This window comes from Streptomyces sp. NPDC030143 (genome assembly GCF_055573695.1).
The window spans coordinates 1-22,727 of sequence record NZ_JBVIAY010000021.1 but is presented as its reverse complement, the minus strand read 5'-3'; the positions used below and the strand labels follow the sequence as shown (position 1 = coordinate 22,727).

General features: G+C 71.9%; 27 protein-coding genes. 20 read left to right on the top strand and 7 right to left on the bottom strand.

The window, feature by feature from the left end; all coding sequences use genetic code 11:
• Window positions 1-203 precede the first annotated feature (203 nt).
• Complete coding sequence (locus ACZ4YY_RS29270; protein WP_468296834.1) at window positions 204-806, bottom strand: TetR family transcriptional regulator; 603 nt, start codon at window positions 804-806, stop codon at window positions 204-206.
• 201 nt (window positions 807-1,007) lie between these two features.
• On the opposite strand from ACZ4YY_RS29270, the gene ACZ4YY_RS29265 reads away from it, so the two are divergent.
• From ACZ4YY_RS29265 to ACZ4YY_RS29205, 13 genes are all read left to right on the top strand, one after another.
• The gene (locus tag ACZ4YY_RS29265; RefSeq protein ID WP_468296831.1) at window positions 1,008-1,679 is read left to right on the top strand and encodes a LuxR C-terminal-related transcriptional regulator; all 672 of its coding nucleotides are present in this window, start codon (window positions 1,008-1,010) and stop codon (window positions 1,677-1,679) included.
• A 66-nt stretch (window positions 1,680-1,745) separates the two neighbouring features.
• Entirely contained in the window at window positions 1,746-2,441 is a 696-nt protein-coding gene (locus tag ACZ4YY_RS29260; protein WP_468296828.1) for an HAD family hydrolase, read from the top strand.
• A gap of 551 nt (window positions 2,442-2,992) precedes the next feature.
• Window positions 2,993-4,342 carry a class I adenylate-forming enzyme family protein gene (locus tag ACZ4YY_RS29255; protein WP_468296823.1) on the top strand — a complete coding sequence of 450 codons (1,350 nt, stop codon included), beginning with the start codon at window positions 2,993-2,995 and terminating at the stop codon, window positions 4,340-4,342.
• The gene (locus tag ACZ4YY_RS29250) at window positions 4,339-5,109 is read left to right on the top strand and encodes an SDR family NAD(P)-dependent oxidoreductase (protein WP_468296820.1); all 771 of its coding nucleotides are present in this window, start codon (window positions 4,339-4,341) and stop codon (window positions 5,107-5,109) included. The genes ACZ4YY_RS29255 and ACZ4YY_RS29250 overlap by 4 nt, the downstream gene beginning before the upstream one ends.
• Entirely contained in the window at window positions 5,103-5,378 is a 276-nt protein-coding gene (locus tag ACZ4YY_RS29245; RefSeq protein WP_468296817.1) for a phosphopantetheine-binding protein, read from the top strand. Before ACZ4YY_RS29250 ends, ACZ4YY_RS29245 begins: the two co-directional genes overlap by 7 nt.
• Window positions 5,379-5,461: 83 nt before the next feature.
• The gene (locus tag ACZ4YY_RS29240) at window positions 5,462-6,247 is read left to right on the top strand and encodes an AfsA-related hotdog domain-containing protein (protein WP_468296814.1); all 786 of its coding nucleotides are present in this window, start codon (window positions 5,462-5,464) and stop codon (window positions 6,245-6,247) included.
• A 6-nt stretch (window positions 6,248-6,253) separates the two neighbouring features.
• Window positions 6,254-6,589: a YciI family protein gene (locus ACZ4YY_RS29235; RefSeq protein ID WP_468296811.1), complete on the top strand. Its 336-nt coding sequence runs from the start codon at window positions 6,254-6,256 to the stop codon at window positions 6,587-6,589.
• 491 nt (window positions 6,590-7,080) lie between these two features.
• A complete protein-coding gene (locus tag ACZ4YY_RS29230) occupies window positions 7,081-7,707 on the top strand; it encodes a hypothetical protein (RefSeq protein WP_468296807.1) in 627 nt (208 codons plus the stop codon).
• A 5-nt stretch (window positions 7,708-7,712) separates the two neighbouring features.
• A complete protein-coding gene (locus tag ACZ4YY_RS29225; RefSeq protein WP_468296802.1) occupies window positions 7,713-8,564 on the top strand; it encodes a hypothetical protein in 852 nt (283 codons plus the stop codon).
• A 257-nt stretch (window positions 8,565-8,821) separates the two neighbouring features.
• On the top strand, window positions 8,822-9,031 hold the full coding sequence (locus ACZ4YY_RS29220) for a tautomerase family protein (protein ID WP_468296799.1): 210 nt from the start codon (window positions 8,822-8,824) through the stop codon (window positions 9,029-9,031).
• Between the two features lie 45 nt (window positions 9,032-9,076).
• A complete protein-coding gene (locus tag ACZ4YY_RS29215; protein ID WP_468296796.1) occupies window positions 9,077-10,096 on the top strand; it encodes an aldo/keto reductase in 1,020 nt (339 codons plus the stop codon).
• A gap of 238 nt (window positions 10,097-10,334) precedes the next feature.
• Window positions 10,335-10,742 carry a carboxymuconolactone decarboxylase family protein gene (locus ACZ4YY_RS29210; protein ID WP_468296793.1) on the top strand — a complete coding sequence of 136 codons (408 nt, stop codon included), beginning with the start codon at window positions 10,335-10,337 and terminating at the stop codon, window positions 10,740-10,742.
• A gap of 68 nt (window positions 10,743-10,810) precedes the next feature.
• A complete protein-coding gene (locus ACZ4YY_RS29205; protein WP_468296790.1) occupies window positions 10,811-12,073 on the top strand; it encodes an MFS transporter in 1,263 nt (420 codons plus the stop codon).
• 171 nt (window positions 12,074-12,244) lie between these two features.
• Here the strand turns inward: ACZ4YY_RS29205 and ACZ4YY_RS29200 are convergent, their stop codons facing one another.
• Window positions 12,245-13,135, bottom strand: coding sequence for an NADP-dependent oxidoreductase (locus ACZ4YY_RS29200; RefSeq protein ID WP_468296787.1), 891 nt, complete (start codon window positions 13,133-13,135; stop codon window positions 12,245-12,247).
• A gap of 124 nt (window positions 13,136-13,259) precedes the next feature.
• On the opposite strand from ACZ4YY_RS29200, the gene ACZ4YY_RS29195 reads away from it, so the two are divergent.
• The gene (locus ACZ4YY_RS29195; RefSeq protein ID WP_468296784.1) at window positions 13,260-13,658 is read left to right on the top strand and encodes a winged helix-turn-helix transcriptional regulator; all 399 of its coding nucleotides are present in this window, start codon (window positions 13,260-13,262) and stop codon (window positions 13,656-13,658) included.
• A gap of 3 nt (window positions 13,659-13,661) precedes the next feature.
• On the opposite strand, the gene ACZ4YY_RS29190 is transcribed toward ACZ4YY_RS29195, so the two are convergent.
• From ACZ4YY_RS29190 to ACZ4YY_RS29175, 4 genes are all read right to left on the bottom strand, one after another.
• A complete protein-coding gene (locus ACZ4YY_RS29190; protein WP_468296782.1) occupies window positions 13,662-14,408 on the bottom strand; it encodes a TIGR03943 family putative permease subunit in 747 nt (248 codons plus the stop codon).
• A gap of 86 nt (window positions 14,409-14,494) precedes the next feature.
• A complete protein-coding gene (locus tag ACZ4YY_RS29185; RefSeq protein ID WP_468296775.1) occupies window positions 14,495-15,526 on the bottom strand; it encodes a permease in 1,032 nt (343 codons plus the stop codon).
• Complete coding sequence (locus ACZ4YY_RS29180; RefSeq protein WP_468296772.1) at window positions 15,523-15,999, bottom strand: MarR family winged helix-turn-helix transcriptional regulator; 477 nt, start codon at window positions 15,997-15,999, stop codon at window positions 15,523-15,525. Before ACZ4YY_RS29180 ends, ACZ4YY_RS29185 begins: the two co-directional genes overlap by 4 nt.
• Before the next feature lie 220 nt (window positions 16,000-16,219).
• On the bottom strand, window positions 16,220-16,678 hold the full coding sequence (locus ACZ4YY_RS29175) for an ester cyclase (RefSeq protein ID WP_468296769.1): 459 nt from the start codon (window positions 16,676-16,678) through the stop codon (window positions 16,220-16,222).
• 165 nt (window positions 16,679-16,843) lie between these two features.
• On the opposite strand from ACZ4YY_RS29175, the gene ACZ4YY_RS29170 reads away from it, so the two are divergent.
• From ACZ4YY_RS29170 to ACZ4YY_RS29160, 3 genes are read left to right on the top strand one after another with little or no spacing between them, the layout of a single operon-like run.
• Window positions 16,844-17,620 carry an SDR family NAD(P)-dependent oxidoreductase gene (locus ACZ4YY_RS29170; RefSeq protein WP_468296766.1) on the top strand — a complete coding sequence of 259 codons (777 nt, stop codon included), beginning with the start codon at window positions 16,844-16,846 and terminating at the stop codon, window positions 17,618-17,620.
• Entirely contained in the window at window positions 17,617-17,778 is a 162-nt protein-coding gene (locus ACZ4YY_RS29165; protein ID WP_468296764.1) for a hypothetical protein, read from the top strand. Before ACZ4YY_RS29170 ends, ACZ4YY_RS29165 begins: the two co-directional genes overlap by 4 nt.
• Window positions 17,779-17,805: 27 nt before the next feature.
• The gene (locus ACZ4YY_RS29160; protein ID WP_468296760.1) at window positions 17,806-19,062 is read left to right on the top strand and encodes a tyrosine-protein phosphatase; all 1,257 of its coding nucleotides are present in this window, start codon (window positions 17,806-17,808) and stop codon (window positions 19,060-19,062) included.
• A gap of 48 nt (window positions 19,063-19,110) precedes the next feature.
• Here ACZ4YY_RS29160 and ACZ4YY_RS29155 read toward each other — a convergent pair whose 3' ends face one another.
• A complete protein-coding gene (locus tag ACZ4YY_RS29155) occupies window positions 19,111-20,304 on the bottom strand; it encodes an RtcB family protein (RefSeq protein ID WP_468296757.1) in 1,194 nt (397 codons plus the stop codon).
• Window positions 20,305-20,530: 226 nt separating this feature from the next.
• On the opposite strand from ACZ4YY_RS29155, the gene ACZ4YY_RS29150 reads away from it, so the two are divergent.
• The 3 genes from ACZ4YY_RS29150 to ACZ4YY_RS29140 all read left to right on the top strand — a co-directional run.
• Window positions 20,531-21,409, top strand: coding sequence for a DUF3558 domain-containing protein (locus ACZ4YY_RS29150; protein ID WP_468296752.1), 879 nt, complete (start codon window positions 20,531-20,533; stop codon window positions 21,407-21,409).
• A gap of 118 nt (window positions 21,410-21,527) precedes the next feature.
• Entirely contained in the window at window positions 21,528-22,460 is a 933-nt protein-coding gene (locus tag ACZ4YY_RS29145; protein WP_468296749.1) for a DUF3558 family protein, read from the top strand.
• A 76-nt stretch (window positions 22,461-22,536) separates the two neighbouring features.
• Window positions 22,537-22,727 (top strand): DUF2637 domain-containing protein (locus tag ACZ4YY_RS29140; protein WP_468296744.1); only part of this gene is annotated, 191 nt, incomplete at its 3' end.

Here is a 22,727-nt window from a genome sequence, read left to right as displayed (position 1 = left end):
GCGCGAACGTCTCCTCTTAAAGGTCTCCTCGCGAGGCTTCCTCGCGAAGGTTTCCTCGCAACGTCTCGTCGCGAACCTCTCCTCGCGGTGGTGAGGCGGTGAGCGCGGGGTCGTGGCCGGCCGGCCGGTTCGCCGGCCCGCGACGCACGAAGGGAGCGCCCCGTAGGGGGCGCTCCCTTCCGTCTGCCCGGGGCCACGGCCGGTCAGACGGGGCAGCTCGTGGCGGCGGCGGGGGTGCGCAGCGCGGCGGTCACGAGGCGCCACAGGGCCTCGATCCGGTCCCGGACGGGCAGGTCGCGGTGGGGGGCCGGTACGTGCTGGAAGCCGAAGACCAGGGACAGCACCAACTGCGCCACGGACTCGGGCGAGTGGGACGGCTGGATCTCACCGGCGGCCTGCGCCCGCTCGGCGTTGCGCACCAGGAAGTCCCAGACCTGGTCGAGCAGCCGGCCGTCCCGCCCGTCCGGCAGCTCGAACGCGAGCCGGAAAGCGGCCCGCACCCGTATGTCGGCCCAGACCTCGCAGGTGAGGGTCACCGTGAAGGCGCGCAGGGTGCACAGCGGGGTGAGCCGGGCGGTGTCGGTCTCGGCGAGCACGCGCTGCCACATCCCCGCACCGTGCCGGATCAGTGTCCGCGCGAGCTCCTCCTTGGAGGAGAAGTGCCCGTACAGGGCGCCCTTGGTCAGATCGGTGGAAGCGACGATGCCGCTCAGTGTCGTCCGGGTGTATCCGAGGGTGACGAACTCCTCGGCCGCCGCGTCGAGGATGACCTCGTACGTCCGGCGCGCACGGTCTTGTTTGACCATCCCACCTCCTCGTGTCGGCCCCCCGTGAAAAATACCATCTCAAAGGTATGTTTCCGTGGTCAGGCGTTCAAGCTCGTAGTCGGCCATGTACTCCGGCGTAAAAAACCTTCCCGAAGGTATTTGTTTGTGTATGATGGCGTCAGGCCGATCGGCGCGCCGCCCTCGGCCCGGAGCCTGTGAGAGCGATGGGGGATCGCAGCCGTGTGGAGCCGAGAGACAAGTCAGCTTCAAGCAGCCCCGGCCTACGCCGTCGTCCTGGGGCTGAGAAACGACCTTCAGCGCTACGGCATCGAACGGATGCTGCAGTCCGCCCCCGCGGTGGAGGGCATGCGGTCGCACCCCGAGTCGGCGCGTGCCGTGAGCGACGCCCGCGGCTCGGGGGCCGCCTTCCTGCTGCTGTCGGCCGGCGAGATCGACGCCGAGACGGCGGAGGCCCTCGCGTCGCTCGGCCCGGACGACCCGAAGGTGCTGCTGCTCGTCGACGACGAGGAGACCGCGGACCTGGAGCGGATCGCGTCGGTGCGCAGTGCCGGCATCCTGGCGGTACGCGACCTCAGCCCCGAGTCCCTGCACGACGTCATGCTCAGGGCGGCACGGGGAGAGGTGCCGCTGCCGGCCGGGCTGACCCGGCGGCTGCTCGCGCCCGCCCGGGTCACGGCCGAGACCAGGCCGCTGCCACGGCTCACTCCGCGGGAACGCCAGACCCTCGACCTCATGGTGGACGGGTTGAGCAACAAGCAGATCGGCCGCCGCCTGCTGATCTCCGAGCACGGCGCGAAGCGGCTGGTGGCCAACGTCCTGGCCAAGCTGGACTGCCCCAACCGCACGACGGCCGTCGCCCGCGCCTTGCGCGAGGGTCTGTACGGCGGCTGACAGGGCCCGCGTCACCTGCCACGCCCCATCGAACGGAACCGCCAGCAGAAGGGACCACGCCCCACCATGGAGACCACCCGTGCCTTCACGTCCGCGGCGTTCTTCGACGTCGACGAGACCCTGATCACGGTCAAGAGCATGTTCGAGTTCCGGCGTCACTGGCTGGCCGCGCACGGCGACGACGACGGCAGCGCGTACGCGGCGGAGTGGGCGGACACCAGAGCCAGGGCCGAGGCCGGCGTCGACCGCAGCGAGATCAACCGCGCCTACTACCGGCGGTTCGCCGGCCGCACCCTCGCCGAACTCCTCGACGCCGGGCACGCCTGGTACGAGGAGTACCGCCGGCGCCCCGACGCCTTCGTCGCCGCGACGATGCGCGCGGCCGCCGAGCACCGCGCCGCCGGCCACGCGGTGGTGCTCGTGTCCGGCTCCTTCCGCGGCGTCCTCGACCCGCTCGCCGAGGAACTCGGCGCCCACCGCGTGCTGTGCACCGAGCCGCTGACGGACGCCGACGGGGTCCTCACCGGAGAGGTGTCGCGCCCGATGATCGGCCCGAACAAGGCTCGGGGCGTCCGCGAGACGATGGCCGATCTGGGCGTGCGTCCGGAGAACTGCTTCGCGTACGGCGACCACTCCAGCGACCTGGAGATGCTGGACCTGGTCGGCAACCCCCGCATGGTCGGGTCGGACCCCGTCCTGGCCGAGCACGCGCGCCGACGCGGCTGGCCCGTCCTGCCCGCGGCCGCCGGCGCGGCGGCGTAGGCGGACCGCCCCACGCCCCACGACCGCCCCCTGCGCCCGCGCCCGCGCCCGTGCACCGGTCCGCCGGATCGCGGCGCCGCACGGCGACCTCCACGACCACGCCACGGCCCAGCCCTGGCCACACCACCAGCACCAGCACCAGCACCAGCACCAGCACCAGCACCAGCACCAGCAACCACAGCAACCACAGCAACCACAGCAACCACAGCAACCACAGCGAAAACGGCTGTCCGCCTCGCGCGGGCAGCCGTTCTTCTTTTTTCCGCCCCCCTTTCCGTCGCATCCCGGTGTTTCTCCTCCGCATCCGGCGCTCTGGAAATCCAGGTATGCCCGACCGGCCATACCCACCGGCGCAGTAGCCGTCCAGTGATGCCAAGTGCGGCGCACCAAAGGGCCGTTGTGGACCTTCGTCGCCCCGCCTAGGCTCGAACCGAATTCAAACGGACCGAATGACCTTTCCCTTTCCTGAGGCAGTTCTTCCCGGATCCCCGTCTGAGTTCCGGCCCTTCTCACAAGGCGGCAGCCGGCCGCTCGAAACATGGGAGAGAAGTGTGGCGACATCTCTGGTGAACCGCATGGCGCGCTTCGGCGACGCCGACGCCGTCGTCTTCGACGGCACCACCTACAGCTACAACCAGTTGCTCGGCATGGTCGACGACTGGCGGAAACTGCTCGACGCCCACGACGTGCGCCCCGGAGAGGTGGTGACCCTGGAAGGGGCGTACTCGCCACAGGCCTGCGCCGGTCTGGTCGCGCTGATCGAACGCTCGGTGGTGGTCGTGCCGCTCACCGTGCTGCCGGAGGCGAAGCGCGAGGAGTTCCTCGACGTCGCCGAGGTCGAGGTGACCCTCACCATCGACACCGACGGCAGCCACGGCGTGCGCCGCACCGGCCGCCGCGCGGAGCACGCGCTCTACGGCCGGCTGCGGGCCGCTCAGCGCCCCGGGCTGGTCCTCTTCAGCTCCGGCACCACCGGCCGCAGCAAGGCCTCCGTGCTGGACTTCGCCAAGGTGCTGGCGCGCTACGGCGAGGGCGGCAAGCCCCGGCGCATCCTGTCGTTCCTCAGCCTGGACCACATCGGCGGCATCAACACCCTGCTGCACACGCTCACACAGGGCGGCACCGTGGTCACCGTCGGGGAGCGCACGCCCGACTCGGTGTTCGCCGCGGTCGAGCGGCACGGCGTGGAGGTCCTGCCGACCACCCCGACGTTCCTGAACATGGTGCTGATCTCGGGCGCGCTGGAGCGCTACGACACCTCCGCCCTGCGGCTGGTCACCTACGGCACCGAGCCGATGCCGGAGCGCACCCTCCGCCGGCTCGCCCGGGAGCTGCCCCACGTGCGGCTGAAGCAGACGTACGGGCTGTCCGAGCTGGGCATCCTGCCCACCAAGTCACGCGGCGACGACACCCTCTGGGTCAAGCTGGGCAACGCCGGCTTCGAGCACAAGATCGTCGACGACGTGCTGTGGATCCGCTCCGACATGGCGATGCTCGGTTACCTCAACGCCCCGGCCCCCTTCGACGACGAGGGCTTCTTCAACACCCAGGACGTGGTGCAGACCGACGGCGAGTGGATCAGGATCCTGGGCCGCCGCTCGGAGATCATCAACGTCGGCGGGGAGAAGGTCTACCCCAGCGAGGTCGAGAGCGTCGTCCTGGAGGTCGACGGCATCGCCGAGGTCACCGTCGCGGGCCGGCCCAGCCCGGTCACCGGCATGGTGGTGAAGGCGACCGTGCAGCTGGCCGACGGCGTGGAGGAGGACCCGCGGTCCGTGGCCCGCCGGGTGCGCGCGCACTGCCGTACCAAGCTGGAGCCGTTCAAGGTCCCCGCGGTGGTCGAGGTGTCGGACGAGCGGCACCACTCCGACCGCTTCAAGAAGACCAGGGCCCTGGTGTGACCGCCGCAGGAGGGACCGGGGCGGGAGCCGGTGCGGGAGCCGGCCGGGTCGCCGTCGTCAGCGGCGGCAGCCGGGGACTCGGCAGACTGCTGGTGGAGCGGCTGCTGGGGGACGGCTGGAAGGTCGCCACCTTCAGCCGCTCGGCGACCGACTTCGTCAAGGACACCGTGGCCGAGCACCCCGACCGTTTTCTGTGGGAGTCGGTCGACCTGGTCGACCGCAAGGCCCTGCGGAGTTTCGTGACCACGGCGGCCCGCACGCTCGGCGGCATCGACCTGCTGATCAACAACGCGGCCGTCCTCAACAAGCAGGAGCTGTTCCTCACCACGTCGGCCAGGCAGGTCGACCTGCTCCTCGCCAGCAACCTGGCGGCACCGATCGCCCTCGCCCAGGCCTGCGCGCGCGTCATGAGCAACGGCGGCGGCGGCCAGATCGTCAACGTGTCGTCCATCAACGCCGTACGCGGCTATCGAGGAGTCGCCGTCTATTCGGCGACCAAGGCGGGGCTGGACGGATTCAGCCGCAGTCTCGCCCGCGAGCTGGGCCCGCTGAACATCCGGGTGAATTCCATCGTCCCCGGATTCTTCGACAGCGAGATGACCACCGAGGTCACCGAGCAGAACCGCGAGCGCATCGCGCGCCGCACTCCGCTCGGCCGGCTCGCCGACGCCGAGGAAATCGCCAACGCCGTCCTTTTCCTCGTTTCCGACCAGTCCTCGTTCATCACCGGACAAACGATCATCGTCGACGGAGGAATCACATGCTAGCGCCGGGTGCCGTCAAGAACATCGTCATCGACCACATCACCGAACTCCTCAAGGAAGCCGGCGTCGAGCACGGCGAGATCACCGGAACCGAGCAGCTCAACGGCATCGGCCTGTCCTCGCTGCTGCTCGCCCGGCTGATCATCCAGCTGGAGACCGACCTCGACGTGGACCCCTTCGCCGACGAGGACCTGGTCATCTCCGACCTGCGCACCGTCGACGAGCTGGTCGACGCCTACGAGCGGGCGCTGAGCCTGTCCATCGCGGTGTGAGCCGCGTCCGTTCCGCCCTCCGGATGCCCGGCAGGGAAGTCCGGACCCCACCCAAGGCCTTTTCCAGAAGGGAGTCGTACACGATGTCGCACGCGGCACAGGAGACCGTGGTGGTCGTCGGCGACCGGTTCGAGGAGTTCCTCGCCCAGCGCGGTACGGTCGCCGCGACCGAGCTCCTCGCCCGGCTGCGCGCCGGGGACCTGCCGGAGCGCCTGGAGATCTCGATCGGTCAAGGGCTCAGCGCCGACCAGCTCGGCGAACTGTCGGTGCTCGCCTCGATGAACGCCAACGTGCTCATACGCCAGGGTGAGGTGCCCGTCCACGCGGCCCGTCACCTCACCCACAAGCACCAGGCGCAGAACGTCCTGATCGGCCCGGTCGAGGAAGCCGGCGAGCGGACGTACCGGGCGCCGCTGCTGCTCGACCAGCGCGTCGAGGTGCTCGCCGACCACCTCACCGGCCTGCACATCCCGGCCGTCACCCTGCTGGAGGCGGCCCGCCAGACCTGGACCGTGGTCACCGAGCGATACCTGCTCGACGGCGAGCAGCCCACCCGGTTCGTGATCAGCTCGGTGAACTCGTCGTTCCACCACTTCGTGTTCCCGCTGCCGGCCACGGTCGAGTACCGGCTGCGCGACCGGCAGGCGTCTCCGGCGGGCGAGTCCATCGCCTTCACCGTGAGCGTGCTCCAGGGCGGTCGGGCCGCGGCCGTCTTCGAGGCCGAGATCCGGGTCATCCCGCTCCGGCTCGCCGAGAAGCAGGAGGTCATGGCCGCGCGCACGGCCATCCGCGAGGAGTGCGCGGCGCCGGCTCCCGTGGCGGCGGCCGACGGGCGCGAGCCGGCGCTGGCCGGCGCGGGCGGGCGGTGAGCGGGGGTGCTCTGGACCGTCCACTGCACCGACGGGCCCGGCGCGGCGGAGCGACGGAGCGACCTGCGCTCCGCGCACTCCGCCCGCCTGGGCACCGCCCGGCCGCGGCCCCTGCTGTACGGGCCCCTCGTCGGCGACGACGGTGAGGGCGCGGTCGGCAGCCTGTTCGTGCTGAGCGCGCCGGACCGCGACACCGTCCGGCGGTGGGTCGAGGAGGACCCCTTCCACACCGGCGGGGTGTGGCAGACGGTGCGGATCGCCGCACTGCGGCTGTCGGACCGGTCGCCCGTGCGCATCCCCGACGAGGTCACCGAACGGGCCCCCGACCGGCTCACGGGCTGAGGTCCGCCCGGCTCACCGGCCCAACCGCCCGTCGACCGGGCGCCCGGCCTCGCGGTGCGCGCCACTCCGTACGGCAGCGGAGGGAGGACGACCGGCTCACCGGCCGAACCGCCCGACCGGCTCACCGTCTGCGTGTCCGCCCGGACGCCGGTCCGTGGGCGCTCGGCCGGACGCCGGTCACCGCGGGCGCTCGGCCGGGCCGGATCCGCAGGCCTCGCCCGGGCCGGATCCCGGGTACGGCGTCGCCGGCGAAGGCGCCGGACCGGTCGGGAGCCGGCCGGCGCCCCGCCACCCCCGACGCCCCTCTCTCCCCCCACCATCCCGCACCCCCGACCACACCTCTCCCCCCACATCCCTCCTCCCCCACGGCCCTCTCCCCCCACGCCCCTCTCCCCCCACGCACCTCTCCCCCCACGCACCTGTCACCCCCGCTCCCCCAAGCACCCCGCCTCCACCGACAGAAACCCCTTCACACGAAAGGCAGTTGACGCATGTCCGCTCCCCTTCTGCTCGTCACCGAAGCCCCTGTCCGGCCCGAGGCCGACGGACAGGCCGTCAAGGCATGGCTCGACCTGCACGCCCGCCGCTCCTCCGACGCCCGGCTGTACCGGTCCGTCGAGGGCGCCGACACGCTCCTCGAACTCCGGCCCCTCGGTGACCTGTCGGAGCTGGCCGCACTGCGCGACGAGTGGCGCGAGCTGTTCGACGCCGTCTCGCCGCACCTGGCCGGCGACTTCCGGCGCCAGGTCCAGGAGTTCGTCGAGGCCCCCAAGGACACCGCCGGAGCGCTCCCGGACACGCCGTACGTGCAGCTGCGCCGTGTCGAGGTCAAACCGCCGGTGCTGTCCGAGTACCGGGCCTGGCGCGACCGCACCATCTTCGAGACGGTGCGGGGCGCGGACGAGTCCGAGGTGTGGCTGGCCTACCACTCCCTGCTGAGCACCGACGCCGGTGTGCTGTTCGTCGCCGGCTTCAGCTGCGAGCCCGAGCGGCACAACGGCGTGTACCGGACGCCGGCGTACGAGGCGATCCTGGAGGAGGTCCGCGAGAAGTACATCGTGCCGGTCGGCGGCGAGGGCGGCCTGTTCACCAAGACGTACGCCCGGATCGAGGGCTGAGCGTCATGCGGTCGAAGAGCTACGAACTGAGCCTGACCACCCAGGGGCCGACCTACCCGCCCAGCGAGGTCATGAACGGCGACGGCGACTTCGTCGTCATCGGCCGGGTCAACCGGCGGGGTCCCGACGGGACCGTGACGTCGGAGTGGGGCCGGGCGATCGTCTCCCCGGACAGCCCTCTGCCGCCGCACGGCGACAACCTCCCGTACACCATCGTGCGCGAGCTGCCCGAGCACCTCGACGCCGCCGACCGGGACATGGTGCTGTACACCCTGCCGCTGCCGCTGCCCATCAACAACTACCCGATGCTGTTCGCCCCGGAGCAGTGCCCCGACGCGCACGCGGTACGGCGGCCCAGCTTCCCCTTCCACGAGGTCCCGATCCCCGACTTCCGGCCCGAGGACGGACGCCGGGTGAACCGGCCGGTGACGCTCGGGCAGTGGGTGCGGGCCCAGGGCTGGCTGGACGTGTCGCTGGTCGACGGCGGCCGGGCGGCACAGTTCAGCTTCGAGTTCTCCGGTCTCGTACCGGACAGCATGTACACCGTCATGTCGCTGCGGGAGAACGACCTCGCGCCGGCACCGGTCGGCCCCTTCCGGCCGGGACCGCTCGGCGCGCCCAACGTCTTCATGGCGGACGAGGACGGGAAGGGGCGGTACCGGGCGACCCTGCCGAACCCCTTCCCGGCACCGGGCGAGCCCGGCCCGCGCCGCATCGTCAACGTGGTGCTGCTGTGGATGAGTTACGGCATGAACTACGGCGGGGCGATCGGGTTCTACGGGCTCGGCGGCGACATCCACGCCCAGCTCAAGCTGCGCGAGCCGAGCTTCCAGGAGTTCACCACGACCGCGGGCTGACCGGGTGGCCGACCGGGCATACCCGGTCGGCCACGGCCCTCCGGGCATGGCCGACCGGAATGGCCATGGGGAATGGCCAAGCGGAATACCCGACCGGAGTGGCCGACCGGAATGGCCGATCAGAATAACCGGCCGGAATACCCGGCCGGAATGGCCGGTCGGAATGGCCGGTCGGAATGGCCGGTCGGGGTAGTTGAAATCGGCGTTGTCCGTCTTTCTCGAACTCGATAGATTCACAGAGCAGTTGGAGGTAATCCATGCCTGTCATCCAGGTCACCGTGTGGAAGCAGCGCGACGAGGTCGCCAAGGAGCTCATCGAGGAGCTCACGGCCACCACGCAGAAGGTGCTGGGACTTCCGCTCGACAAGATCACCGTTTATCTGAGCGAAATTCCCGCGAACCGCTGGGGAGAGGCCGGCGCGCTCGGCTCGGACCCGGACTTCGCGGAACTCAGCAGGCGGCGCTGACCTCCTTCCGCACCAAGTCCCCCACCAGTGAGGAAGTCGAAGACCATGGGAGAGAACGTGGCGGAGGTCCCCCGCCTTACCGGACCGCAGCGGCGCATCGGCGCTCGCGGCCCACTCGTCGGAGCGATCGGCCTCGGCTGCATGGGCATGAGCGGCGAGTACTACGGCCCGGCCGACGACGCGCGCTCCGTCAAGGTCATCAACGCGGCGATCGACGCCGGGGCGACCCTCATCGACACCGCGGACATGTACGGCCGCGGCCACAACGAGGAGCTGGTCGGCCGGGCCGTCCGGACCCGGCGGGACGACATCGTGCTCGCCACCAAGTTCGGCATCCGGCTGGCGGACGGCAAGCGGTGGAACGACAACACCCCGGCCTACGCACGGCAGGCGCTCGAGGCCTCGCTGCGCCGGCTCGGCGTCGAGACGATCGACCTGTACTACGTCCACCGCTTCGACGGGGTGACCCCGGTCGAGGACACCATCGGCGCGCTCGCCGAGTTCGTCGCGGAGGGCAAGGTGCGGCACATCGGGCTGAGCGAGGTCAGCGCGGCCCATCTGCGGCGGGCGCACGCCGTTCACCCCGTCGCGGCGGTGCAGAGCGAGTTCTCGCTGTGGACGCGGAACGTGGTCGACGACGGCGTCCTGGACGCCTGCCGGGAGCTGGGCGTCGCCCTCGTGCCGTACTCGCCGCTGGGACGCGGCTTCCTCACCGGTGCCGTGCGCAGTGTGGACTCCCTGCCCGAGGGCGACTTCCGGCGCGCCAACCCGCGCTTCGCGGACGGCAGCCTGGAGGCGAACCTGCCGCTGCTCGACACCGTGGCGGAGATCGCCGACGCGCACGGCGCGACCAAGGGGCAGGTCGCCCTGGCCTGGGTCCTCGCCCAGGGGGACGACATCGTCCCGATCCCCGGCACCAAGCGCATGGAGTACCTGGCGGAGAACCTCGGCTCGTCCGCCGTACAGCTCAAGGAAGACGAACTGGCCGCCCTGGACACGGCGTTCGCCGCCGAGCGGGTGGTGGGTGAGCGGTACCCCGCCGCGATCATGCCGGTCACCCGCTGACGAGCGCGCCGCCCGGCGCGTGACGGGCGGCCGCACACCACCCGCGGCCTCCCCGCCGGCGGTCGGCCGTCCGCCGCCGGCGACGGGTCTCCGCGCCCGGCCCCCCGACCGCGTGGGCCCGATCCTCCAGCCCCCCGTCCGGGCCCACGCACCGGCTCTCCCGCCACCGTTCCTCCCCGGCCCCTCCCGGCCCACGCCCCGCACCCTCCCGATCCCCGACCCCCAGAAGGGAACCGCCATGTCCACCGAGGCCACCGTGGCCGCCGCCGTGTCCGAGCGGGAAGCGCACGGCGCCCAGGTGATGCGCACCCTCGGCATCGACCCGGACGCCGTGATCGCCGGACTCGCACCGCTCGACGAGCGGTTCGGCCACACCGTCGTCGAGTACGTCTTCGGTGACATCGTCGGCCGACCCGGACTCGACCTGCGCACCAGGGAGCTGGCGACGCTGGCCATCCTGACCGCGCTCGGCGGCTGCGAGGCGCAGCTCGAGACGCATCTGCGCGCCACGCTGCGGGCCGGCGCCACCCGCACCGAGATCGTCGCCCTGCTCACCCACGTCACCGCCTACGCCGGCATCCCCCGTGTGATGAACGCCCTGAACGTGGCCAAGCGCGTCCTGCCCCCGGCGGACCAGGACGCCTGACGCGCCGCCCCGACCCGCACCCGACCCGCCTCCGACCAGCGGACCTCCCTGACACCCCTGGAGCTCTCGTGACCACCTCACCGACCGAATTCCGAGCCACGGCCGGCACGGCGCCGGCCGCCGGGCCCCGCACGACCGGCGCGGCCCGGCGGCAGGACCCCGCGGAGCGCAGCCCGTTCGTGCGCTGGCTGTCCGTGCTCACCCTCGGCCTCGGCGTCTTCGCCATCGTCACCTCCGAACTGCTGCCGGTCGGCCTGCTGCCGCCGATCGCGCAGGACGTGGGCGTGTCGAACGGCGTGGCCGGTCTGACCGTCACCCTCTACGGCGCCGTCGCCGCGCTCACCGCCGTCCCGCTGACGGCGCTGTTCGGCCGGCTGGACCGCCGCTGGCTGATCACGGGCCTGATGGCCGTGCTGGTCGCCGGCAACATCGTCACCGCCCTCGCCCCCAACTACACCGTGCTGATCGCCGCCCGCATCCTCATGGGCTTCGCCCACGGTGTCTTCTGGTCCACCGTGCCCGGCACGACCGTCCGGCTGGTGCCCGAGAAGGACGGGGTGAAGGCCACCGCGGTCGTCCTGTCCGGCATCTCCATCGCGTCCGTGCTGGGCGTGCCGCTCGGCACCTTCCTCGGCCAGCAGACGCACTGGCAGGTCGCCTTCTACGCCATGGCGGGCCTGGGCGGCCTGGTGCTGCTCGGCGCTCTGACCCTGCTGCCCTCGCTGCCCCCGCAGGGCCGCACCGACCTGGGTGCCCTGCGCGGGCTGCTGCGGCACGCGCCGCTGATGACCGCGCTGCTGGTCACCACGCTGACCATGATCGGCCACTACCTGGCCTTCACCTACATCGCTCCGTACCTGGAGGAGGAGACGGGCCTGGACGCCGACCTGATCAGCATCCTGCTGCTGGTCTTCGGCATCGCCGGAGTCGTCGGCAACTTCATCGCGGGCGCCACGGTGGCCCGGTCGCTGCGCACGTCCCTGCTGGTCGCGGTCGGCGCGATGACCGCGTCCCTGGTGGTCTTCGCCGCGCTGAAGGACTGGGAGTTCATCGCCTACCCGGTGCTCCTCGTCTGGGGACTGGCCTACGCGGCCCTGCCCGTCTGCCTGCAGACCTGGGTCATGCAGTCCGGACAGGACGCCCCGGACTCCGCCTCCGCCATGTACATCACGTCCTTCAACGCGTCGATCGCCCTCGGGTCGCTCTTCGGCGGCCTGACCGTCGACCACGTCGGGCTCGGCAGCGTCCCCTGGATCGCCGCGGCCCTGGCGGCGGCGGCCCTTCTCGCCGCGGCGCTCGGCCGGCAGGACGGCGCCCGCAGCGGCGCCTAGGCTCCTCACCCACCTGGTAGCCACCCCGCCCGGGTCCGCGGCCGGTCCCTCCGACCGGCCACGGACCCGGGCTGCCCGCCATCCGCGGCTACTGCTACCGCTACCGCTACCGCTACCGCATGATCCGAACGCGGCATCGTCCGCACGCGGCATCGTCCGGACGGCGAACCCCTAAGGCACGATCACCAACCGCCCCCGGGCCCCGCCCTCCGACATCCGGGTGTGCGCCTTCGCGGCGTCTGCCAGGGGAAACACCTCGGCCACGCGGAGGGTCAGCGCCCCCTCGTCCACCAGCGCGGCCAGCTCCGCCAGCCGCGCGCCGTCCGGGTCGACCTCGACGGCGGTCGTCCGCACGCCCCGCTCCGGGGCGGGCTGGGCCTGCGGGATCACCCCCGCGTAGGCGCCCCCGTCCCGCACCCACGCCAGCGCCCGCTCCCCCAGCACCGCGGCGTCCAGCACCCCGTCGAACGCGCCCGCGCCGGGGTCCGCCGCTACGAAACCGACCGCCCCCAGGGAGCGGACGAACTCCTCGTCGTCGTCCCGGGCCAGTCCGGTCACCGCCAGGCCCCGGCGCGCGGCGAGCTGCACGGCGTACCCGCCGACCGCCCCCGCCGCCCCGGTGACCAGCAGGGAGGCGCCGGGCGCCAGGTCCAGCAGATCGAGCGCCTGCGCGGCGGTCAGGGCGTTCAGCGGCAGCGTCGCCGCGTGCGCCGCGTCCGCCGACGCCGGCGCCTTCGCCACCGCGTCCGTGTCGACGACGACGTACTCGGCGTGGGTGCCCAGCGGCTTCACCATGCCGTAGTCGAGGGCCACGACCTCGTCCCCCACGTTCCACGCGGTCGCCACGCCCGTCGCGTCCACGGTGCCGGCCACGTCCCAGCCGAGCCCGATCTGCTTGCCGGCGCCCCCGAAGACACCGGACCGCACCCCGGCGTCGACCGGGTTCAGCGTGGCCGCCGCCACCTTGATCCGCACCTGCCGGGCCGCCGGCTCGGGCAGCTCCGTCTCCACGATCTCCACGACCTCGGGCCCGCCGAAGGCCCTCACCACTGCTGCACGCATGACAACTCCCCCTGGATTCCGGGTGTGTGGACTAATTCCGTCCTGCTGACCGCAACCCTAGGAAGAGTTACTATCCAGGAGGAAGTAGTTACCCGAAGGTGCCTACGTCACCCCGAGGAGAGTCATGGCGACCATGTCGGCGGCCCAGCGGCGCGAGCAGGCGCGCACCGAGTACGACGCGTTCCTGCGCGGCTGCCCCACCAACCAGCTCCTCGACCGCCTCAGCGACAAGTGGGTCAGCCTGGTCGTCTCCGCCCTCGCCGCCGGGCCCATGCGCTACAGCGACCTCTCCCGCAAGATCGCCGGCGTCAGCCCCAAGATGCTCACCCAGACCCTGCGCACTCTGGAACGCGACGGCCTCCTGACCCGCACGGTCACCCCCTCCGTCCCCGTCCGCGTCGACTACGCGCTCACCCCGCTCGGCCGCAGCCTGTCCCTGCTGCTGGTAGCGGTGAAGGACTGGGCGGAGGTCCACTTCGAGGAGGTCCGGGCGGCCCGCGAACGCTACGACGCGCAGGCCTGACCCCTACCGCACGAGCGGCAGGGCGTCCGTGTAGCCGTTCACCGGCCGCTCCGCCTTCTCGACGCTCCGCGCGTCCAGCGCGACCTGCGCCGACGCCGTGCCCAGCGTGCCGCCCGGGTGCCAGGTCCCCGTCACCGTCACCCAGGTGTCGGCGGCCGGTGCCGCCACGCCGTACACGCGCACCTTCACCGACTGGGCGTCCGCCGCGCAGCACGACAGCATGATCCGGGTCAGGTACCAGCCCTCGCCCCCGTCGGCGGGCGTGACGAACCCGGTCATCAGGACCGTGCGCCCGTTGATGGCCCGCCCGGTGTCCTGCTGCACCCGCTGGGTGAAGTCCCGAAGCGTGATCGGCAGCGGCGAGGTCGCCGGCAGCGGGTCGAAGTCGTCCTGCTCGACCACGGCGACGGCCTTCGGCGCGGCACGCGAGGCGGTGTACGAACCGAGCGCGGGCGGGGCGTGGAACAGCAGACTCAGCGCGGGCAGGAACAGCAGCCAGGCCACCCGGGGCAGACCGGAGTGGTCGTGACCGTGGTCGTGACCGTGCCCGTGGTCCTCCGCCGGGCCGGCGGCCCGCCGCCACGACCACGCCTCCGCCACCGCCAGCCCGACCAGCACCAGCCCCGACGCGATCAGCAGCGGCCGCATCCCCTCCTTCACGTACCGGAGGTACAGGTCGGTGAAGAGCGACGCGTGCAGCACCCCCACCCCGCTCAGCACCAACAGCCCCACCTGCGCGAACCGCCTCACGCCGGCACTCCTCACGGCAGCACTCCTCACGCCGGCACTCCTCACGGCAGCACTCCTCACGGCAGCACTCCTCACGCCGGCACCCCTCACAGCAGCACCCCTCCCACCACCACGCTGCACACCACCGCGACGACGGCCGTGGCGGCGGAGAAACGCACGGCGAAGGCCCGGCCGAACGTGCCCGCCTGCAGGGCGATCAGCTTCAGGTCGACCATCGGCCCCACCACCATGAACGTCAGCCGCGCGACCGGTGAGAACCCGGCCAGCGAGGCCGCCACGAACGCGTCGGCCTCCGAACACACCGCGAGCACGATCGCCAGCACCGCCAGGAACAGCACCGACAGCCACGGCGAACCCGCGAACGCCTCCACCACGGACCGCGGCACCGCCACGTTGAACGTCGCCGCCGCCATCGCCCCGACCACCAGGAACCCGCCCGCGTGCAGGAAGTCGTGCTGGAAACCCCGCCGGAACTCCGTCCACCGGTTGTGCCCCGGCCGGTGCCCCGTGTGCCGCGCGGCGGGCCGCAGCCACTCCTCGCGCCCCAGCCAGAGCCACAGCCACCCCATCACGGCCGCCGCCACCAGCGAGGCGAGCAGCCGGGCCACGACCATCTCCGGGTTCCCGGGGAACGCGATGGCCGTCGCCGTCAGCACCACCGGGTTCACGGCGGGGGCCGACAGCAGGAACGCGAACGCGGCGGCCGGGGTGACCCCCCGCCCGATCAGGCTGTTCGCCACCGGCACCGAGGCGCACTCACAGCCCGGCAGCACCACCCCCGCGGCCCCCGCGACCGGCACCGCCAGCGCCGGCCGCTTCGGCAGCAGCCGCGTGAACAGATCCGCCGGCACGAACGCGTTGATCGCCCCCGACAGGGCCGTCCCCAGCAGCAGGAACGGCAGCGCCTGCACCGTCACGGCCAGACAGACCGTCCGCCACGCCTGCACGGCCGGCTCCTCCAGCGACCGCCCCACCAGCACCAGCACGGCACCCGGCAGCACTGCCGCCCCCACCAGCAGCCACACCCAGTGCCGCGGCAGACCGCGCCCACGCTCCGCGCCGACGGCCGGGTCCGCCCCGGCCACCCCCGCGCCGCTCTCCCGGACGTCCTGCGTCACGGGACCAGCCCGCCCCGCAGCCGCACGACCTGTTCCCCGCCGAACTCCACCGTCCGCCGCATGTGCCGCACGATCACCGCGAGCTCCGCGTCGTCCAGGTCCTCGAAGACGGGACTCCAGTCACCGCCCAGCCGCTCCCACGTCCGCCCGAACTCGGCGATCCGCTCCGGCACCGTCACCACCAGGACCCGCCGCCGGTCGGCCGCGTCCCGCTGCCGCACCACGTACCCGGCCTTCTCCAGCCGGTCCACCAGCCGCGTCGCCGAGCCGGTGGTCAACCCCGTCAGCTCCGCGACCCGGCCCGTCGTCACCGGCTCCCGCTCCAGCGACAGCAGGTTCAGACACTGCAGATCGGTGGGATGCAGGCCGAGCCGGTCGGCGACGGCCTGGTTGAACAACGCGAACGCCGCCACGTACCGCCGCGACACGGTGGCCAACTCGCCCAGCAACTGCCCCCGCACGCTCCCGGCCATCACCCGCACACCCCTTCGTCAGCACGTCCGCAGATCGTACGACGCCCCACCCTCCCCACCCGCGCGCGCCGGACACCGTGCCCCAGAGCCAGAAGGCCCCGCGCAGGGCCGTCCCCCTGCACCCCTCGATAGGAGGAAGAACGCGGGACACACCACCGGCCGGGCGCGGCGGCGGCCTCGCCGACCCGCCGGCCCGGCACAGGGACCCCGCCCGCGTCGCTCAGACGGGCTGCTCCTCTTCCTCCGTCTCTTCCTCCTCCGCCAGCAGCCCCAATTGCCCCAGGAAGTCCAACTGATCGAAGTACAGCCGATAGCTGACGATCTTCCCGTCCCGCACGGTCGCCAGGTCCACCCCGCGGATGCTGAACTCCCTCTGCGTCGCCGGCAGCGACTGCCCGTCGGGCAACTGCAACGGGCCCGTGTTCCGCCCGCTGTAGACCCCTTCGTCGATGGCCGTGTCCCCGACCTCGCAGGCGTACAGCGACTCGAACGCGGCCTCCGGCACCGCCTCCGTCATCTGCCGCCAGTACGCAACGATCTCGTCCCGGCCGTGGATCTCCCCGGCGTCCGGCGTGACGGCGACCGCGTCCTCGGCGTACAACTCGGCGATGGCCTCGAGATCCGGCTTCGTGGTCAGCGCCTGGGTGAGCCGGTCCATGACCTCACGTGCCTCGCCCATCGATCCACCTCTCCCGCACAGGAGGACCACCCCCCTCATTCTCCCACCGGGCCCGCCGCCGGGCCGCCCGGAGCGTGAGATCACCGGCCGCCCGCCCACGGCACGCGCCTATCCTGGCCGAGCAGGCTTTCGACCCCGCCGTCCCCCGTCCGAGGAGCAGCCCCCATGGCCACCGCCGCACCGTCCGCCGCCTCCCGCATCGCCGTCGTCACCGGTGCGAGCAGCGGCATCGGCGCCGCCACCGCCCGGCAGCTCGCCACGGCCGGCTACCGCGTCGTCCTCACCGCCCGCCGCAAGGACCGCATCGAGGCGCTCGCCGAGGAGATCGTCGCGGCCGGCGGCGCGGCGACCGCCTACCAGCTGGACGTCACCGACCGCGCCGCCGTCGACGAGTTCGCCACGGCCTTCCGGACGATCGGCGTCCTGGTCAACAACGCGGGCGGCGCGCTCGGCGCCGACCCCGTCGCCACCGGCGACCCCGACGACTGGCGCACGATGTACGAGACGAACGTCATCGGCACCCTCCACCTCACCCAGGCCCTGCTGCCCAAGCTGGAGGCGAGCGGTGACGGCACGGTCGTGGTCGTCTCCTCCACCGCCGGTCACGGCACGTACGAGGGCGGCGGCGGCTACGTCGCCGCCAAGCACGGCGCCCACGTCCTCGCCGAGACCCTGCGCCTGGAGATCGTCGGCAAGCCGGTCCGCGTCATCGAGATCGCACCCGGCATGGTCAAGACCGACGAGTTCGCCCTGACCCGCTTCGGCGGCGACCAGGACAAGGCAGCGAAGGTGTACGAGGGTGTGGCCGAGCCCCTCACCGCCGACGACGTCGCCGAGACGATCACCTGGGCCGTCACCCGCCCCAGCCACGTCAACGTCGACCTGCTGATCCTGCGCCCCCGCGCTCAGGCCTCCAACACGAAGGTGCACCGGGACCTGTGACGACACGGGAGGACAGCCCCGAACGGGCCGCCGAGCGACGCCGCCTCGCCCAGGAAACGAGGAACGAACGCCAGGTCTGGTACTTCCTGGCGTACTTCCTCTTCGGCATCCACATCATCGCCTTCGTGATGATCTACGCGGTACGGCACGGCAACTGAGGAGCCATCACCGGCGTCCTGAACGACGTGGACCGACACATCGCCTTCGAGACCCTGCGCAACTTCCGTGACCTGGGCGGCTACCGCACGCCGGACGGACGCCACCGCGTCCGTCCCGGGATGCTGTTCCGTTCCGACTCCCTCGGCAGGCTGACACCGGACAGCCCCGACTGGGACCGCTTCCTCTCCCTGGGCATCCGCACGGTGATCGACCTGCGCCACCCCTGGGAGGCGGAACGCCGGGGCGTGGTCCCCGCCCACCCCTCCTTCACCCGTCACAACCTCAGCATCGAGCACCGCCCGTACAACCAGTCCGCGCAGACCCCGGACGTCGACCCCGGTCCCTACCTCGCCGAGCGCTACATGGAGGTCGCGGAGGACGGGCGAAAAGAGATCCGCGCCGCCCTGGAGCTGATAGCGGAGACCGACGCCCCCCTGGTCTTCCACTGCGCCTCGGGCAAGGACCGCACCGGCCAGCTCGCGGCCCTGGTCCTCGGCCTGCTGGGCATCGACGACCAGGTCGTCATCGAGGACTTCAGCCTGACGGAACTGGCCGCGCCGGCGCTGCTCGCCGACTGGCGGGCCCGCGAGGGCCGCTCCCCCGCCTGGCCGAGCTTCGGCCGCGCCCCGGAGGCGGTGATGCGCCTCTACCTGGCCGCCCTGACCGCCCGCTACGGCTCCGTGGACGGCTACGTCACCCAGGCACTCGGCATGGACGCGCACTCGTTGTCCGATCGCCTCCGTACCCGCCTCCTGGAGCCCACCCCGACCACCTGGCCCGAGCTCACCTTCCGCAGGGCGACCCCGCAGGACACGCCCGCGCTGGTGCGCCTCCACGACACGGCGGCCCTGTGGCAGCTGGCCCGCGGCATCGACCAGTGGCGGCTCGGCGAGAAGGACGAGGCCCACTTCCTCACCCGCATGCGGGAGGGCGAGGTCTGGCTGGCCCACACCGGCCCCCACCTGGCCGGCGCCTACGAACTCTGGTGGGACGACCCGGCCGCCTGGGGCCCCCGCCCGCCCGAAGCCGGCTACGTCCACCGTGTGATGGCGACCCCCCACACGGCTCCTCCCGCGACAGGCCGCGCCCTGCTGACCCACGCCGAGTCCCGCATCACCGCGACCGGCCGCCCCCACGCCCGCCTGGACTGCCTGGCCTCCAACCCCCGCCTGCGCGCCTACTACGAGGCGGCGGGCTACGAGGCCGTGGGTGAACAACGAGCGAAGCAGGGCGGCCCGAACGGCCCCTACGCGGTGACGCTGCTGGAGAAGCGGCTCGCCTGACATACGCAGGGGGCCCGGGCCGACCGGCCCGGGCCCCCTGCGCACGGATCACCCCTTCACACAGACGACCTGCTTCAGCTTCGCCACGACCTCCACCAAGTCCCGCTGCTGGTCGATGACCTGCTCGATCGGCTTGTAGGCGGCCGGGATCTCGTCCACGACGCCGGAGTCCTTGCGGCACTCCACGCCCCGCGTCTGCTCCTCCAGGTCCTTCGTCGAGAAGCGGCGCTTGGCGGCGTTGCGGCTCATGCGGCGACCCGCGCCGTGCGACGCCGAGTTGAAGGCCTTCTCGTTGCCGAGTCCCTTCACGATGTACGACCCCGTGCCCATGGACCCCGGGATGATCCCGTACTCGCCGGAGCCGGCCCGGATCGCGCCCTTGCGGGTCACGAGCAGGTCCATCCCGTCGTAGCGCTCCTCGGCCACGTAGTTGTGGTGGGCGCTGATCTCCGGCTCGAAGGTCGGCTTCGCCTTCCTGAACTCCTTGCGGATCACGTCCTTCAGGAGCGCCATCATGATCGTGCGGTTGTACTTCGCGTACTCCTGCGCCCAGAACAGGTCGTTGCGGTAGGCCGCCATCTGCGGGGTGTCCGCGACGAAGACGGCCAGGTCGCGGTCGATCAGGCCCTGGTTGTGCGGGAGCTTCTGGGCGACGCCGATGTGGAACTCCGCGAGCTCCTTGCCGATGTTGCGGGAACCGGAGTGCAGCATCAGCCAGACGGTACCGGTCGTGTCGGTGCACACCTCGACGAAGTGGTTCCCCGAGCCCAGCGTCCCCATCTGCTTCGTGGCCCGCTCCTCACGGAACTTCACGGCGTCCGCGACACCCCCGAAGCGCTCCCAGAAGTCGTCCCACCCCCCGGCCGAGAAGCCGTGCAGCCGTCCGGGGTCGACGGGGGCGTCGTGCATTCCGCGGCCGACCGGGATCGCCTGCTCGATCCTCGACCGCAGCCGGGACAGGTCCCCCGGCAGGTCGTTGGCGGTGAGCGACGTCTTCACGGCGGACATCCCGCAGCCGATGTCCACACCCACCGCGGCGGGGCAGACCGCGCCCCGCATCGCGATGACCGAGCCGACCGTGGCGCCCTTGCCGTAGTGGACGTCCGGCATCACGGCCAGCCCCTTGATCCACGGCAGGGTCGCGACGTTGCGCAGCTGCTGGAGTGCGCCCTCCTCCACCGTCGCGGGGTCGGCCCACATACGGATCGGGACCTTCGCGCCCGGCATTTCCACGTACGACATATCGTCCTCATTCCCCCGGAAACACAACAGAAGTCTGGAATCGCAAAACCGGTGCCAAGGTCGACGAACCGGACGGCGGACCGGCATCCACGGTGTTGCGTGCGATACACATTGTCTGCAGGGGCCGCCCTCGTCCGGCAAGCGAATAACCAGCGGGGACACCGGACGGGCGCGCCACATCCGCCACACCAGTCACCCACGGGGTGACCGTCGAGAGGAGCCGACCGTGCAGCGGAAGGCCTATGTACCCGGCGTCGCCGCACTCCTCGCGGCACTGCTGGCCGGCTGCACCGGCAGTTCCGACGACGGCGGCCCGACGGACAACTCCAACCCCGGCGCGGCGGGCACCGCGACCGCCGCCGCCCAGCCGGGCCGGTTCGACACCCTTCCGCAGGCGTGCGGCGCGATCAGCCGCTCCTCGCTGGACGCCCTGCTCCCCGGCCTCGCGCAGATCGCCGACGAGGTGCAGCGCGAGGCGGCCTACGCCGGTGAGGCGACCCAGACGTTCGACACGGACCGCAAGGCGGGCTGCCGTTGGAAGGTGCAGTCGGCGGAGGCGACCGACCACCTGTCCGTCGACTTCGAGCGGGTGGTGTCGTACGACAACGCCGTCAGCGACGACAGCGAGGCGGAGGAGTTGTTCGCGCTGAAGGTGACGGCGGCCGACCTGCCCGTGCCCGCCGCCTCTCAGACGACCTCCACGCCGAGTCCGAGCACGACGGGTCCGACGGGGCCGACGACGGGCTCCACGCCCGGCCCCACCGCGGGCTCGAGCATCGCCCCCCTGCTGTCGGCGAGCCCGGCCCCCTCCGGCTCCTCCTCTTCTTCGTCGCCGTCGCCTTCGGCGTCCACCACTCCGGCCGAGCTCCAGCCCCGTCTCCTGGACGACGTGGGTGACGAGGCGTTCGTCGACGACGTGCTCGACAGCTCCGGTTCAACGGCGAAACAGCGCACGGTGACTGTGGCGTTCCGCACGTCCAACGTCATCGTGACCATCCGGTACGAGGAGCAGCCGACGACGATCGGCACGGTCCCGGACAGCAAGGAAATGCAGGACAGGGCCCGGAAACTGGCCTCTCAGCTCGCCGACTCCCTCGGCGGCTGAGGCTCGTTCGGCCGCCGGCGCCGTCCGTCCGCCGAGCGCCCGAACCGGAACCGCACAGCTTCTCCACGGCGTACCGTGGCCCCTCGGACCCGATCCGACCGCAGGAACCACGAGCGTCATGAGTGAAGGAACCATGCAGCGACGAGCCCAGCGAGACGACCAGCGTGACCAGCGTGCCGAGCGCACGGACCGTGCCCGAGGCCTCAGCAGGGTCCTCGTCGCCGCGGCCGCACTCCCCGTGATGCTGATCGCCGCGGGCTGCTCCTCGGACTCCGGCTCCGGCTCCGGCTCCGGTGGCAGTGCCCAGGAGAACGCGGGCGTGACCACGAGCACCTCCCCGAGTCCCTCGCCGAAGGTGCAGGCGGCGGCGTTCAAGACGCTGCCGGAGCCGTGCGCGGTGCTGTCGCAGAAGACCCTGACGGAGCTGGTGCCGAAGGGCACCAAGGGCAAGGCGGGCTCGTCGGGTGACAGCGCGACGCGTGGCTCCTGCTCCTGGTCGAGCCTGGCGAACAACGGCGTGAAGGGTTCGCAGTTCCGCTGGCTGAACGTCTCGCTGCTGCGCTTCGAGTCGGATGCGACGACGGGTTCCGGTGACCAGCAGGCGCAGGAGTACTACGCCAAGCAGGTCCAGGACTCCAAGGCGGTGACGGGGGCGCAGGGCGTGAAGTCGCAGCCGCTCACGGGCACGGGCGACGAGGCGACGAGCGTGCGCTACGACCTGAAGAAGAAGGAAGGCGCCTTCAAGCAGCAGACGGTCGTGGCGCGGGTGGAGAACGTCGTCGTGACCGTCGACTACAACGGCGCGGGCCTGGCCGGTGAGAAGACGCCGAACGCGGACACCCTGACGAAGGCCGCGGAGAAGGCGGCCAAGGAGGCGGTGGCGTCGGTGCGCTCGGCCAACGGCGAGGGCTCGGGCGGCGGTTCGGCCGTGCCGACCCCGTCGGGCGGCGCCTCCGGTGCCTCGTCCAAGGCCCCGTCCGCAGCCCCGTCGGTGTCGGCGTCGCAGGCGGCGGCGTCCGCCTCGCCGAAGGCGACCGCGCAGAAGAGCTGACGGACCGGCACCACGTGCGCCGCACTGATGTGCCACCCTGTTGCGCGCAACAAGACGCAAGGGGAGGGGAGTGGGCGTGGCTGCGCCAATCCAGCTGACTCGGATGCACCGCGTTCTCATCGGTGTGGTCGTGACCGGCGCCGTGATCATCGCCGGCATCGGCTTCGCCGGCTCCTACGCGGCGGTGCGCGAGCTGGCGATCCAGAAGGGCTTCGGGAACTTCTCCTACGTCTTCCCGATCGGCATCGACGCGGGCATCTGCGTCCT